A 13,901-nucleotide genomic window follows, 5' to 3' on the forward strand; every position below is an offset into this window, starting at 1 on the left:
GCGATTTTCACACATTCTGCGCCAATCCCCAAATTTGCCGTCTGGAAATCCTGTCCAGACGGCAAAAATGTGATTAGTAACGGAAGCGGGAGACGAGTTGGCGCAATTTGTCACCCGTGCCTGCCAGGGCGCGGGTGGTGGTGCTGGACTCCCCGGACGCCTCGGTCAGCTCGCTGACGATCTGCTGGATGGCCACCAGGTTCTTGTTGATCTCCTCGGAGACCGCGTGCTGCTCCTCGGCGGCCGTGGCGATCTGGATGTTCATGTCGTTGATGGTGCCGACCGCCGCCACCATGCTGTCCAGGGAGCTGGCGATGTGGCTCGCCTCCTGCACCGTCTCCTGGCTGCGTGCCTCGCTGGCCTGCATCACCTCCACCGCCTGTTTAACTCCGCCCTGCAGGCGCTGGAGCATCTCGTTGATCTCCTTGGTGCTCTGCTGGGTACGGCCCGCGAGGGATCGCACCTCGTCCGCCACCACCGCAAAGCCGCGCCCCTGCTCGCCCGCCCGGGCCGCCTCGATGGCGGCGTTGAGGGCCAGCAGGTTGGTCTGATCGGCGATGCCGCGAATGACCTCCACCACGGAGCCTATCTTGCCGGTCTCATGGGCGAGCTGTTCGATGACCCCGGCCGCCACATGCACTTCGTCCACCAGCCGGTTGATGCTGCCGATGGCGCTGTTCACCACGCCGCGGGCCGCATCGGACTCGCGGGCCGCATCGCTGGTGGCGCTGGCTGCGTTGGAGGCGCTCGCCGCCACCTCCTGGGCGGTGGAGCTCATCTCGGTCACCGCGGTCACCACCTGATCCGTCTCCTTGCCGTGGCCCTGCATCTGTCTGTCCGCATGTTCGCTCAGGCTATGCAGCCGATCCACGGCCCCCAGCAACTGGTGACTGGTCTCCCCCACCTGGCTCACCACCGACTGGATCCGCTCGACGAAGCGGTTGAAGGCGGCGGCCAGCTGCCCCACCTCGTCCTTGCTCTGCACCTTGAGGCGCTGGGTCAGATCCCCGTCCCCGTCGGCGATGTCGTTGAGTGCGGCAACCGCATCCGCCAGCGGGCGGGTGACCCGGTTGCCGATCACCACGGTGGCCGCCAGGGTCACCCCCAGGATCACCAGGATGAACAGCACCCCGGTTTTCAGGGAGCCATACATGGTCTCCTCCCGCTCGCTGCGCAGGGTGGCCAGCTCATTGTCGATGTCGTCGATGTAGAAGCCCGTGCCCACGACCCACTGATACTTGTCGAGCACCAGGTTGAAGGAGAGCTTGGGGGCATCCCGCCCGATAGAGGGCTTGTTGGTCCAGTACTCCGAGAAGCCATCCCCTTCCCGCGCCGACTTGATGATCCCCTGAATGAGGAAGGCACCCTTGGTATCCTTGTCCTGCCAGCGGTTCTTCCCCTCCATCTCGGGCCGGGTCGGCAGCAGCACGGTATTGCCCTGATAGTCATAGACGAAGAAGTAGCCGTCGCTGCCATAGCGCAGCGGCCGCAATATCTCCTTCACCTGCTGGCGCACTTCGGGGCTGTCAGGCTTGCCGTAGCTGCCCTCGATGGCCGTCTTGGCCAGCATCAGATAACTGCTGAGCAGCGCCTTGCGCTCCTTGATTGCCCTCTCCCGCGCCACCACCAGATCCGACTCCAGATCGCTCCTGGCCACCAGGTAGTTGCTGAGATTGACCACCAGGGCCATCAGCAGCACGGGGATGGCCCCCAGTAACAGGATCTTCTGCTTAAGTGTCATTGTGTCACCCTTTGTGCTGTGTTCATTGCTGCATGATGTCTGCCTAAACGGCATGGGAAGCTGGCCGAAAGGGAAGTGCGTTCGCTACAATCCCGCCATCTTTCATTATCGACCAGATGAGCTGACTCATGAACCTATGTCCTTGCGGTTCCTCTCTTTTTCTTGCCAAGTGCTGCGGTGTACTCCACGCAGGCCAGCCCGCCGCCACCCCGGAGCAGCTGATGCGATCCCGCTACAGCGCCTTCGTACTGGGATTGGGAGAATATCTGGTACACAGCTGGCACCCGGACTATCTGAACGGGCTGACCGCGGCCGACCTCTCATCGACCGACACCCGCTGGGATGGCCTCGAGATCCTCGCCAGCCAGGGCGGCCCCGATGACACCCTCGGCATGGTGGAATTCAAAGCCTGGTTCCTGGAGGGGGATGAACGTCACTGCCTCCATGAGCGCTCCCGCTTCGTGCGCCATCAGGGACGCTGGGTCTACACCGACGGCGAGCAGGATCCGGCGCCGCTGCGGGTGGGGCGAAACGACCCCTGCCCCTGTGGCAGCGGCAAGAAGTTCAAGAAGTGCTGCGGCTGAGGTTTCCCCCACGCCGCCCTCTGGCCAGCCTCCGGGCTGGCCTTCTCCCCTCCCGTCATGCTTTCCCCTGCCCGCCTCGACGGTAACGTGAGGTTCATCACATTTCGCTCATCGCCTCACACTCAATGAGCGTTTACGAACATTAATTTGGCCCATATCAAACATTTTACGTCGTGAAGGCGCCACACTGGCCTCATCTGGAAGAGATGAGACGGGCACGAATGAAAAGAATCACCACACAAGTCGTCATCATAGGGGGGGGCGCCACCGGCGCCGGCATCATGCGTGATTGCGCGCTGCGCGGCATCGACTGCATCCTGCTTGAGCGGGACGACATCGCCGCCGGCACCACGGGTCGCAACCACGGCCTGCTCCACTCGGGCGCCCGCTACGCGGTGACGGATCAGGAGTCCGCCCGCGAATGCATTCAGGAGAACCGCATCCTCAAGCGGATCGCCAGCCACTGCGTCGAGGACACCGGCGGCCTCTTCATCACCCTGCCGGAAGATGACATCCATTTTCAAAATACCTTCATGGATGCCTGCGCCCTGGCGGGCATCGACGCCCGCCAGCTGGATCCCGCCGAGGCGCTGCGCCTTGAACCCAACGTCAACCCGGCGCTGATCGGTGCCATCCAGGTGCCGGACGGCACGGTCGATCCCTTCCGTCTGGCTGCCGCCAACGTGCTGGACGCGAAAGAGCACGGCGCCCGCATCTTCACCCACAGCAAGGTGCTGGGGCTGCTGCGCACCCAAGACAGAGTGCACGGGGTCAAGGCGATCAACACCCGCACCGGCGAAGCGTTCGAGGTGGAGTGCCAGGAGGTGATCAACGCCGCCGGCATCTGGGGCCAGCAGATCTGCGAGTATGCCGACCTCGGCATCCGCATGTTCCCGGCCAAGGGCTCATTGCTCATCATGGATTACCGCCTCAACCAGCTGGTGCTCAACCGCTGCCGCAAACCGGCGGACGCGGACATTCTGGTGCCAGGCGATACCATCTCCCTCATCGGCACCACGTCGAGTCGCATCGATTACCACAAGATTGACCAGCTCACCGTCGAGCCCGAAGAGGTGGAGGTGCTGCTGCGCGAGGGGATAAAACTGGCCCCCATCATGGCCCGCACCCGATTGCTGCGCGCCTACGCTGGCGTTCGCCCCCTGGTGGCAGTGGATGGCGACGAGTCCGGCCGCAACATCAGCCGTGGCATCGTGCTGCTGGATCACGCCGAGCGAGATGGCCTCCAGGGGTTCAACACCATCACAGGCGGCAAGCTGATGACCTACCGGCTGATGGCCGAATGGGCCACCGACTTGCTTGCCAAAAAGCTTGGCAACAGCAAGCCCTGCCGCACCGCCGAGCTGAGCCTGCCCGGCTCGCGGGATCCGGAGAAGGTCTCCGCCCCCGGTCTCTCGGTACCCGCCGAAGGCTCGGCCCAGTACCGCCACGGCGAGCGGGTCATCGCCTTTTTCCGCGACAACCCCAAGGCCAACGCCCTCATCTGCGAGTGCGAGATGGTGACCGCGGGCGAGATTGAATACGCCCTGCGGGAGCTCGACGTGGACAACCTGGTGGACTTGCGCCGCCGCACTCGTCTGGGCATGGGCCCCTGTCAGGGGGAGCTGTGCGCCTATCGCGCCGCCGGCCTGATGCAGGAGTACGGCAAGGCGGACGGTCGTCAGGCCTGCATCATGCTGCGCCAGTTCCTGGAGGAGCGCTACAAGGGCACCCGGCCCGTGCTGTGGGGCGATGCCCTGCGGGAAGCGGAATTTACCTACTGGATCTACGAAGGGCTGTTCGGCCTTGGCGAGTGGACGGCCCCCCACCTGGTGAGCGAGCCCCCCTTCCCGCTCGATGCCAGCACCGCCAATTCCACCAAGGAGCGCAGCCATGAAATTTGACAGCATCGTGATCGGCGGCGGCATGGCGGGCCTCTCCGCAGCCCTGCGCCTCGCCGAGGCGGGCCAGAAGACCCTGCTGATGGCCTCTGGCCAAAGCGCCCTGCACTTCTCCTCCGGCTCGGTGGATCTGCTGGAGAGCGAGGGAGATCCCCGCGCCGCCCTGCCCGCCTTCATGGCGGCCCATCCGGATCACCCCTACAGCAAAGTAGGCATGCAGAATATCGAGGGGAGTCTGGCCGATCTGCAACGCCACTGCGCAGAAGAGGGGCTGCCCCTGATGCGTCAGGAGCACAACCACCATCGCCTGACCCCCATCGGCACCCTGAAATCCACCTGGATCTCCCCCGACACTTGTGCCTGCGTGACTGATGCCCCCGCTCCCGACGCCATCCTGCTCGCCACCCTGGAAGGGTTTCGCGATTTTCACCCGGCGCTCGCGGCGGCGAATCTCGCGACCCACGCCCGCTTTGCCCATAGCCGCATCCTGACCGGGGAAATTCGCCTGCCCCAGCTCGCCCAGTTCAGCCGCAATCCCCACGAGTTTCGCTCCGCCGACATCGCCCGCCTGTTCGACAAGCAGGGGCCTGGCCAGCAGGACCTGCTGGCGGATCTGGCCCGCGAGATCAGCCGCATGGTGCAGGGATGCGGCGTGCCCGGCTGTCGCCATATCGTGCTGCCCGCCTGCCTGTCGCTGGGGCTGGTCGGCCCGCGCCTGAGCGAGCTGGAACGGCGCACCGGCTGCACCATCAAGGAGGTGGCCACCATGCCGCCGTCCCTCATCGGCATGCGGATGCAGGAGGCCCTCAAGCGCCGCTTCATGGCCCTTGGCGGCACCTTCCTCACCAGCGAGCGGGTGCTGGGCGCCCGCTATGACGGCGACAAGGTGATCGGGGTGCACAGCCAGCACGGGGAGGATCAGCTGTTCGAGGCGGACCACTTCGTGCTCGCCTCCGGCAGCTTCTTCAGCCGAGGACTGGAGTCGCGCCTCGGGGGCATTCGTGAACCCATCTTCGATGCCGACGTACTGAGCCTTGCCGAGCGCGACGCCTGGGCCGGCCGCCGCCTGTTCGACCACCACCCCTTCATGGGCTTCGGGGTCAAGACCGACGAGCGGCTGCGGGTGCTGCGCGGCGGCAGGCCCCTCACCAACCTTTACGGCGCCGGCAGCGTGCTCGCGCACTATGACCCCATTAAAGAAGGTTCCGGCTCCGGCGTGGCCGTTGCCACCGGCTGGCAAGCCGCTGGCCATATTCTGGCGGAGGGCTGAGATGAATCACATATTCCCACTCCAACGACACGGCGTGCTGGCCCACGACGATGCCCAATCCATGGCGGGCTCTGGCTCAGGTGTCGCGATCGCCACCGGCTGGCAGGCCGCCGGTCACATTTTGAGTTCAGCCCAATGATGATTTCGCCCCATATCCCGTGCCTTCAACCCCAACGGGAGGAGAACTGACATGCTACTGGATCATGCCAACCAGACTTTCGATCAGTGCATCAAATGCACCGTCTGTACCGCCTACTGCCCGGTGGCCAAGGCCAACCCGGCCTACCCCGGACCCAAGCAGGCGGGGCCGGATGGGGAGCGGCTGCGCATCAAGAGCCCCGAGCTCTTTGACAGCGCCCTCAAATACTGCACCAACTGCAAGCGCTGCGAAGTGGCCTGCCCGAGCGGGGTGCGCATCGGCGACATCATCGCCAAGGCCAAGTACCAGTACAGCGGCTTCAAGCCGGGGATCCGCGAGTTCGTGCTCTCCCACACGGATCTGATGGGCAGCATGTCCACCCTGATGGCCCCGGTGGTCAACTTCACCACCGGCCTCAAGCCGATGAAACAGGTGCTGGACAAGGCGCTGGGGGTCTCCTCCCACCGGGACCTGCCCAAATACTCCCAGGGCACCTTCCGCGGCTGGTACAAGAAGCAGAAGGCGAGTCAGGCCCGCTTTGCGCGCCAAATCGCCTACTTCCACGGCTGTTATGTGAACTACAACCACCCTCAGCTCGGCAAGGAGCTGGTGCAGGTGCTCAACGCCATGAACATCGGTGTCCAGCTGCTTGCGCGGGAGAAGTGCTGCGGCGTGCCGCTGATTGCCAACGGCTTCATGGACAAGGCCAAGCAGCAGGCGGCTTTCAACATCCAGCAGCTGGAGAACACCCTGCTCGGCAACGAGATGCCGCTCTTGGCCACCTCCTCCACCTGCGGCTTCACCCTGCGGGACGAATATCCCCACCTGCTGGAGCAGGACAACCACAAGGTGCGGGATCGCATCTCCCTGGTGACCCGCTTCCTGTGGAACGAGTTCGATCGGGGCAACAAACCGGCCATGAAGCCCCTCAATCTGCACATCGCCTACCACACCCCCTGTCACCTGGAGAAGATGGGGGGCGTCATCTATACCCTCGAACTGCTGCGGGCCATCCCCGGCGTCAAGGTAACGGTGCTGGACTCCCAGTGCTGCGGCATCGCCGGCACCTACGGTTTCAAGTCGGAGAACTACGACACCAGCCAGGCCATCGGTCAGGGACTGTTTGATCAGATAAACCGGCTCAAACCCGATCTGGTCATCACCGACTGCGAGACCTGCAAGTGGCAGATCGAGATGAGCACGGCGTTTCGCTGCGAACACCCGGTGCACCTACTGGCACGGGCGCTGGCCTGACCGCCATCCCCCCGGTCCGCCCATCATCCCGGGCACCGGCTTGGAGGCGACACTCCCCGGTCAATGCCTGCGCCCCCTCTGGCCGGCATTGACCGGGATCGGCGCGGCAAGGCCCTGACGCCGCCCGGGCAGCCCGATGGGAGGCCCGGGCGGCGAATTCCTTTGGTTGTTTGAACCACCCACACAGTGAAAAGCAGCAACAACACCCACCCCGTTAAAATCCATCTCCCATTACCACCACCGGGAAATATCAAGCCAGCATATTCAGCCAAAAAAAGAGCCGGCATTCGCCGGCTCTTTGCATCATCTCACCCCATCAGGGGTGCTGGATGATCAGGCTGTGCTGATCCAGCATGGATTGCAGGATGTCGTGAGAGGAGGAGCCGCTCAGGTTCCAGCCACTCAGATCCACGTCCTTCAGGGTGATCTGCTGGGTGACATTGCCATCCCCCGCCGGGGAGACCGACAGGCTCACGTCACTCAGGCCATTGCCGGTGCTGGTCACCGATGCCTGGAGATGACCCAGCAGGCCATCCACGCTGTTGTCGGTCACCCCCTTGAGCAGGTCCGCCAGATCGATCCTGTCCCCCTCCTGGGGACGGAAGTCGGTGATGGTGTCTATCGCCGGAGAGGCCGTCGTCCCCTCGTCACCACTGCCCCACACGAAGAGATCGCTGCCAGCGCCGCCGGTCAGGATGTCGTTGCCCTGACCGCCCCGCAGCACATCATCCCCCATGCCACCCAGGAGGCGATCATTGCCGGAGGAGCCGAACAGCCAGTCCCCCTGATCCGAGCCCAGCAGATCGTGGCCGCTCTGGCTGTGGATGGTGATGGTCTCCGTGGCCGAGCTCAGGGTGCTGCCACCCAGGCTGGATTCGGCACTCAGGGTGAGGGCATGATCCCCCGCCGGCAGATCCTTGAGGTAGATGGGCACGGACTGGTCCATCGGCAGCAACCAGTCGTTGCCATCCGCGTGGCCGACGCTCTGGCCGTGCTCGTCCACCACCTGGGCGCTGCCGAGGTTCTGGATCCGCACCGACAGCTCACCCGGGGCCGGATTGACCACGCTGGCGCTGAGGTTGAGCGGCACCCAGGCCCCTTGCAACGCAAGGATATCGTGGGTGCCGACCCCCAGTTGGGGATCGTACGGCTCGGCCGTCACCTGGATGGCAATCTGGGCGCTGTCGGTCAGGACGCCACCGGCACCGGTATTGCCCTGATCCGAGGTGGTGATGCTCAGGTTGTCCAGACCCCAGAAGTCCCTGGCTGGCTCGTAGTGCAGGTTGCCTGCCAGCAGGCCGTTGAGATCATCGAGCGACCCGACCAGGGTCACCACGCTGGTCCCCGCCCCCTGCACCGAGACGGCGCCTGCCGCCCCCAGCAGAGTCAGCACACCGTGCTCCACCCGCAGCACCATGGAGATGGGGGCGCTGCCCGCATCCACGTCCTTCACGCTGATCCCGGTGAGCGACAGGGAGCCATCCTCTTTCACCTGCAATGAGCCCGGCACCTGAGTGACAGGGGCATCGTTGACCGGCTCGACCTCGATGGGCAGCACGTCGGTATCGCTCAGGGGACCACCGCTGCCGGTGTTGCCAAGATCATTGGTCACCATGGTCAGGGCATCCTGGCCATTGAAGTCCTGCTCGCCCTGATAGGTCACGCCCCCTGCGAGCAAGGCATTGATGGCATCCTGGGAACCGCTCAGCACCAGGGTGTTGCTGCCGCTGCCGCTCACCGTCACGCCACTGCCCGCCGCCAGTTCCAGGGTACCGTGCAGCACGGAGAGGGGGCTGTTGCCCGCATCCACATCGCTCACCTGCAGCCCGTGAATGGTGAAGGGCTGATCTTCCTGCGCCACCTGGGGCGTCGTTGGCAGCTGGTTGACGGGGGCATCGTTGACCGGTTGTACCAGGATGGGCAGCACATCGGTGTCACTCAGGGCGCCACCGCTGCCGGTATTGCCCCTATCGTCCGTCACCATGGTCAAGGCGTCATTGCCATGGAAGTCCGGGTCGCCCTGATAGGTGACGCCGCCCGAGATCAGGGCATTGAGATCCGCCAGCGTGCCGGTCAGCACCACATCGCCGGTACCGTTGCCGGTCAGGGTCACGCCGCTCCCGGCCGGCAGGGTCAGGGTGCCGTGCTCCACCGAGAGGCGCACTTCCATGATGCCGTTGCCCGCATCCACGTCCTTGACCTGCAGACCCTGGATGACGAACGGCTCGTCCTCCTGTGCCACCTGGGGATCATCGGGCAGCACGTTGACGGGGGCGTCGTTTACCGGGCTCACATCGAGATGGATGGTGCCGTTCACTTCGGGGCCGAGGGCGCCGTTGTCCAGGCTCTGGGCCGTCACCTTGATCGCCATGGCGCCGTTGGCGTCGTTGGTCACGAGCTCCACCGCGTCGAGCTTGCCGCCGTCCGTGGTGACCTGCCAGCGGCCACCGCCGAGATCCACTACGGTGCCGCTCACCCCGCTCGGCAGGCGGATTTCTGCCCCGTCCGGCACCCCTTCCAGGGTGACGCGCACCTGCTCGGGCCCGTTCTCGTGCACATTGCCGGCATTGCCGCCGGTGGCCTGGGTATCCCGGGTCTCCACCCCCAGGTTCAGGGTGATCACATCCCCTTCGGTGCCGCTCGCCTGCTCCTGCATGTCAGTGATGACCGCATCCCCCACCGGATTGACGGTGACGGTGAAGCCCGCACTGGTTTCAAGGGGCAGGGTCAGCCCCTTGTCCAGGGTGAAGGCGCTCAGAGTCAGATCCACGGTGCCGCTGAAGTCCGCAGGCGGGATCAGGGTCAGCTTGGAGAAGTCGGTGCCCACAGGCACCTGCCACACCCCACCGCCGATGTTGACCGCCGGGGCGGACAGGGTGAAGCCATCCGGCACCCCCTTGATCTGCAGCCCGACGATCTGCTCGGAGCCATCGTTGTCGATGAGGCTGGCCCCCAGCCCCCCCTAGGCTCACGCTGCCATCTTCCTGGCCCGTGACGTTCTGGACCGTGAGGTTGGCCGGATCGTTCACCGGCAGCACCTCGAAGCTCACGTTGCCGCTCCAGCTCCCCCGATCCTTGCCCGTGGTGGCGGTATCGAGAATATCCACCGTCACCGCCAGCGGCACCTTGCCGCTGAAGTGTTCTTTGGGCACGAACACCAGATCCTTCAGATCCGCCGGGTCGTTCACCGTGAGGGTGGAGACCGGCTGGCCGTTCTTGTCGAGGGAGTGACCATATTGGGGATCCACGGTCACGACCACCTGCTCCACGGTCTCGAAACCGCCATCGGCCACCGAGGGGCTGATGTCGGCGAGCTTGACCGAGAGATCGAGATGAATGTCGGTGTCTTCCAGGTTGTCAGGCTGGCCGTCGCCGTTTACGTCCTTCACGTTCAGTTGCAGCTCCGGCAGGCCGTCCGCCCCGCCGTTGATGTCCACCTCCGGGGTGATGGAGAGAGTGACATCCTTCTCGACCATCTTGGTGTCACCGCTCACGGTGTCGGTGTTGACCAGGCGCACATTGAAGTGCAGGCCGTCACCGGCATAGTCTTGCGGCAGGGTCAGGGTCAGGCGGTCGAGATCATCGAGGCCACCCGGCAACTTGATGAGGTACTCGCCGTTGACGAAGTCATAGGTGAGCCCCTGTACGTTGACGCCCGGAGGAAGACCAGTGATGACGATGCTGAGCTCGTCGTCCCCGCTGTCCGCCGTGCCCAGGGTCACCATCTGCTTGAGCTGGCTGCCGAAGTTGACGCCGTGATCCTCCACCCCGGTGATGGGGGTACTGTTATCAAAATCGACATCGGCGGCCACCTGACCCGAGTGGGTCGCGCCATGGAAGTCGGCGCTGGCGGTGATCTCCCGATAGGCCGGGGCGCTCACATCCCCCTCGTTGTTGTCACCAAGGTCGACCACCCTGGCGCTCACCTTGAAGGTGACGGTGCCGGTGAAGCCATCCGGCGAGCGCAGGGCATAACTGCCGAGGGCGTCGTGGGGCACCGTCCAGTTGCCCTTGCCATCGTTGATGCCGCCCACCACCACGAAGCCGGGGGGCAGATCGCTGATCACCAGGTAGTCGATAACCTCATCGCTGCTGGGGTCCAGATCCTCGAACACGAAGACGCCGTCCAGCGGGATGTCGTGCCCGTCCGGGCTCTCCAGCTGACCGGTCTGCACCAGGTTGCCATCGGGCTCCACCACCGCCTGGATATCCACATGCAGGGTGCCGTCGATCACCTTCTGGGCAGTGGCGCTGGAGTCCACATCCACTTGTGTCACCGTGACATGGCTCTGGAGGGTGGTGTCCCTGTCGCTGTCCTCGGGCCCTTTCACCAGCAGCTGGCCACCGCCGAGCAGGCTTTGCAGCTCGGCGTCGCTCAAGTCCACAGCGCCGCCGCTCACGGTCAGCTGGGTCTCGACCCCACCCACGCGGATCCAGACTTCATACCCGGGTTCGATACCGGAAAGGCTGAGGTGGGTCACCTTCTCGGCGCCGTCGGTCAGGTCAGGCTGCCAGTCGAGGACGGTGAACTGATCCTCCAGGCCATGGCTGGTCTTGGCATAGTCGGTGGCGTCGATGGCCGGCTCCACCTTGATGGTGAGGGGCACGTCGAAGCTCTTGTGATCGCCGTCGTTCTCGGTCACCACCACGTGTCCGACCAGGTGCAGATCGGCGGTGCTGTTGAGGGGCGGCTGGATCTGCAGGTTGCCGAGGCTGGTCACATCCACCTGGTAGAGGGGATTGCCCTTGCCATCGAGCCCGGCGAAGGTGAGGGTCAGCTCCTTGCCATTGCCGTCGAATACCCTGGCCCCTTCCGGCAGCCCTTCCAGCACCAGGTTCAGGGTTTCCGAGTGATCGAGCGGGGTATCCGTCCACTCCCCCGAGGTGAGCTTGAAGTCCAGCGGTGCCCGGCCATCCTCCTGGATGGTGATGCTGTAGCCGTTGCCATCCTGGGTCCAGTCGGTGGTATTGAGATCGAAATGGGGTTCATCCACTACCCCCACCAGATCCACGTGCAGGCTCTGGCTGCCGGTCTCCTTCTCGTTCACCACGGTGTGGGTCTGGCCGCTGGCATCGGTCAGGATGGCGGTGTCCTTCACCACCCCCTTGATGGTGAGATCGAAATCGACGTTGCTGTTTTTGGGCGGCAGCAGCTTGAGGTCATTGATGCGGTCATAGGGCACCTCGTAGTAGCCGTTGGCATCCAGAGTGACCGCCACCCCGCCCAGCAGCAGGGTGGCACCGGCGGGCAGGCCGCTGATGCGCACGAACAGCTGCTCGGAGCCATCCGTGGTGTCTCCCAGATGGGCGAGCCCAATCTTGCTGCCCAGATCGATCAGGGTATCTTCCTTGCCCTGGATCTCGCGCACCGTCAGCTTGGCGTCGTCCGCCAGCGGGTTCACGTTGACAATCACCTCCAGCGGATCGCCGAGGGCCGCCTCCTTGCCGGTCACCACCGCAATGCTGTTCACTTAAGCGGAGCCGCATTGCGATTTACCGGAAAACGGGTCTTTGATATCTTCACCGCCCTGGGTCTCGATGGCCTGGGGCGTTTTTCTATGAACATGACGCCTATGCAGCCCCGCAACTCCGCCAACCTCCGTGGCGTATGGGCTGGCGATAACGCGCCCGCCATCACTGCCATCTGGTTCGCGATGAACTGACAGGCAAACTTAAAGCTCACCTCATTGGGCGCTCGCTGATGGGCTACGGCGGCCTGGCTGGCCTCCCGCCTGACCAGATTGTATCCAAGCAGCAATCCCCACAGCTCCTGATAGACCAAGTTCACTTTCTTGCTTCTCAGCGTGATGGCGTTGTGCTGCATCGCGCTTTTGATATCCCGGTATCCCAGCTCGATTTCCCAGCGCTCGTGGTACAGGGTCGCCACCTGAGCTGCACTGAATCGCGCCACGGGCAGGGAGGTAAAGACCGTTTTCTCCTTGCCTGCCACCTCATAGGTCACTGCGCGAACTTGCCAGTGTGTCGGCAACGCCGGGTTTTTCTTGCGAGCCTGAGGCGAGACCGTCATTTGCAACAGACGGTCACCGTCGCCATAGCGCTCAAGTTCCGTGTATACCAGCCCCTTGCGTTCCGGGATGAGCCAGTGACGGTCGGTGTCTTCGGCCTGAATACGCAGCAACAGGTCGGCACCGAAGAAGCCTTTATCCAGCAGGGTCACTGACTTGTCCGGCAATGAGTGAATGAACTCGCTGGCCAGGGGGATTTCCCCTTTGCGGTACGGGCTGATGGCCGCGTTGGCAATGACATGCGAGCGGACATTCATGAGCGTGACCAACCGCAGCATCGGGTAGAGTGTCTGCCGGTTGGTTGAGGTGTTACCCGAGCCGAAATGTGCTCTGAGTTCAGGCATATCCTGGGTTCGGAACAGGGCCCCATCGATGGCAAAGACCTGTAAACCGTGCCAATCGTCTTCAGGATAACGTTCCCGCCCCCACACATCGGCGCACTGTTTGAACAGCCACTCGAGCGGCTGTTTGCCGAGTCGCTGACGGGCCTGAGACAGGGCACTGTCCGCGAGCAAGGCATCATTGGCCAACCCTTCTGCACAGATGTTGAGGCGCCGAGCGACCTCGGAGATGGGCTCATTGCGGAAAAAGGCCATCCCCACGACGAGCCACAAGACCATATCAGAAGGTAAGCGGCGTCGGCGGATAGTGGCCTTTTCAGACAAGGCGGCAGCGGCAGTAATCCATTCGTCGGGAATATGGTCGGCAAAAATGGCCAGCCGAGCCAGCATGTCGCCAGATGCCTCAACAACATCGTTCAGATCGTTTGCAATAGACATAAAAAATCCGGAACTAGTGATTGGTTCCGGATTGTCCTACAGCAGAAGGATCGGTCAATGGATCCTTAACTGATCAGCATTGCCGTGACAGGCGGCTATTTTACCGTCAATAACCCCCTATAACCCTTCGTCATTTTCGAAAATATCGAAAGTAAATGCCGCCAACCGTCCTATTAAATTCAATAAGACGCTATCAAGCCGCGAATATGC

General features: G+C 63.5%; 7 protein-coding genes and 1 pseudogene. 5 read left to right on the forward strand and 3 right to left on the reverse strand.

All coding sequences use genetic code 11. The features are described 5' to 3' along the window. Positions 1–73: 73 nt before the first annotated feature. Positions 74–1,741 (reverse strand): methyl-accepting chemotaxis protein, encoded by a 1,668-nt coding sequence (locus tag I6L32_RS18480; RefSeq protein WP_010674921.1) that lies wholly within the window; start codon positions 1,739–1,741, stop codon positions 74–76. A 128-nt stretch (positions 1,742–1,869) separates the two neighbouring features. Between I6L32_RS18480 and I6L32_RS18485 the strand changes: the two genes are divergently transcribed. The 5 genes from I6L32_RS18485 to glpC all read left to right on the forward strand — a co-directional run bounded on the left by I6L32_RS18485 (position 1,870) and on the right by glpC (position 6,886). Next, positions 1,870–2,325 (forward strand): YchJ family protein, encoded by a 456-nt coding sequence (locus tag I6L32_RS18485; RefSeq protein WP_080768035.1) that lies wholly within the window; start codon positions 1,870–1,872, stop codon positions 2,323–2,325. Between the two features lie 221 nt (positions 2,326–2,546). After that, positions 2,547–4,226, forward strand: a complete 1,680-nt coding sequence (gene glpA, locus I6L32_RS18490) for an anaerobic glycerol-3-phosphate dehydrogenase subunit A (protein ID WP_216944319.1) — start codon at positions 2,547–2,549, stop codon at positions 4,224–4,226. Beyond that, positions 4,216–5,493 (forward strand): glycerol-3-phosphate dehydrogenase subunit GlpB, encoded by a 1,278-nt coding sequence (gene glpB / locus I6L32_RS18495; RefSeq protein ID WP_216944320.1) that lies wholly within the window; start codon positions 4,216–4,218, stop codon positions 5,491–5,493. Before glpA ends, glpB begins: the two co-directional genes overlap by 11 nt. A gap of 1 nt (position 5,494) precedes the next feature. Then, on the forward strand, positions 5,495–5,632 hold the full coding sequence (locus I6L32_RS18500) for a hypothetical protein (RefSeq protein ID WP_164882668.1): 138 nt from the start codon (positions 5,495–5,497) through the stop codon (positions 5,630–5,632). A gap of 51 nt (positions 5,633–5,683) precedes the next feature. After that, complete coding sequence (gene glpC / locus I6L32_RS18505; protein WP_216944321.1) at positions 5,684–6,886, forward strand: anaerobic glycerol-3-phosphate dehydrogenase subunit GlpC; 1,203 nt, start codon at positions 5,684–5,686, stop codon at positions 6,884–6,886. 316 nt (positions 6,887–7,202) lie between these two features. Here glpC and I6L32_RS18510 read toward each other — a convergent pair. Together I6L32_RS18510 and I6L32_RS18520 are read right to left on the reverse strand one after the other, a co-directional pair. Then, positions 7,203–9,836: pseudogene (locus I6L32_RS18510) on the reverse strand (type I secretion C-terminal target domain-containing protein); the annotation flags it as partial. A gap of 2,517 nt (positions 9,837–12,353) precedes the next feature. Beyond that, positions 12,354–13,691 (reverse strand): IS4-like element ISAeme15 family transposase, encoded by a 1,338-nt coding sequence (locus tag I6L32_RS18520; RefSeq protein WP_216944322.1) that lies wholly within the window; start codon positions 13,689–13,691, stop codon positions 12,354–12,356. Positions 13,692–13,901: the final 210 nt, after the last annotated feature.

It is taken from the genome of Aeromonas sp. FDAARGOS 1402 (genome assembly GCF_019046925.1).
GTDB lineage: Bacteria > Pseudomonadota > Gammaproteobacteria > Enterobacterales > Aeromonadaceae > Aeromonas > Aeromonas caviae.

What these genes read in the sequence shown, in the direction of transcription:
- I6L32_RS18480 (WP_010674921.1), bottom strand. Translation starts at nt 1,741, where the DNA reads ATGACACTTAAGCAGAAGATCCTGTTACTGGGGGCCATCCCCGTGCTG.
- I6L32_RS18485 (WP_080768035.1), top strand. Translation starts at nt 1,870, where the DNA reads ATGAACCTATGTCCTTGCGGTTCCTCTCTTTTTCTTGCCAAGTGCTGC.
- glpA (WP_216944319.1), top strand. Translation starts at nt 2,547, where the DNA reads ATGAAAAGAATCACCACACAAGTCGTCATCATAGGGGGGGGCGCCACC.
- glpB (WP_216944320.1), top strand. Translation starts at nt 4,216, where the DNA reads ATGAAATTTGACAGCATCGTGATCGGCGGCGGCATGGCGGGCCTCTCC.
- I6L32_RS18500 (WP_164882668.1), top strand. Translation starts at nt 5,495, where the DNA reads ATGAATCACATATTCCCACTCCAACGACACGGCGTGCTGGCCCACGAC.
- glpC (WP_216944321.1), top strand. Translation starts at nt 5,684, where the DNA reads ATGCTACTGGATCATGCCAACCAGACTTTCGATCAGTGCATCAAATGC.
- I6L32_RS18520 (WP_216944322.1), bottom strand. Translation starts at nt 13,691, where the DNA reads ATGTCTATTGCAAACGATCTGAACGATGTTGTTGAGGCATCTGGCGAC.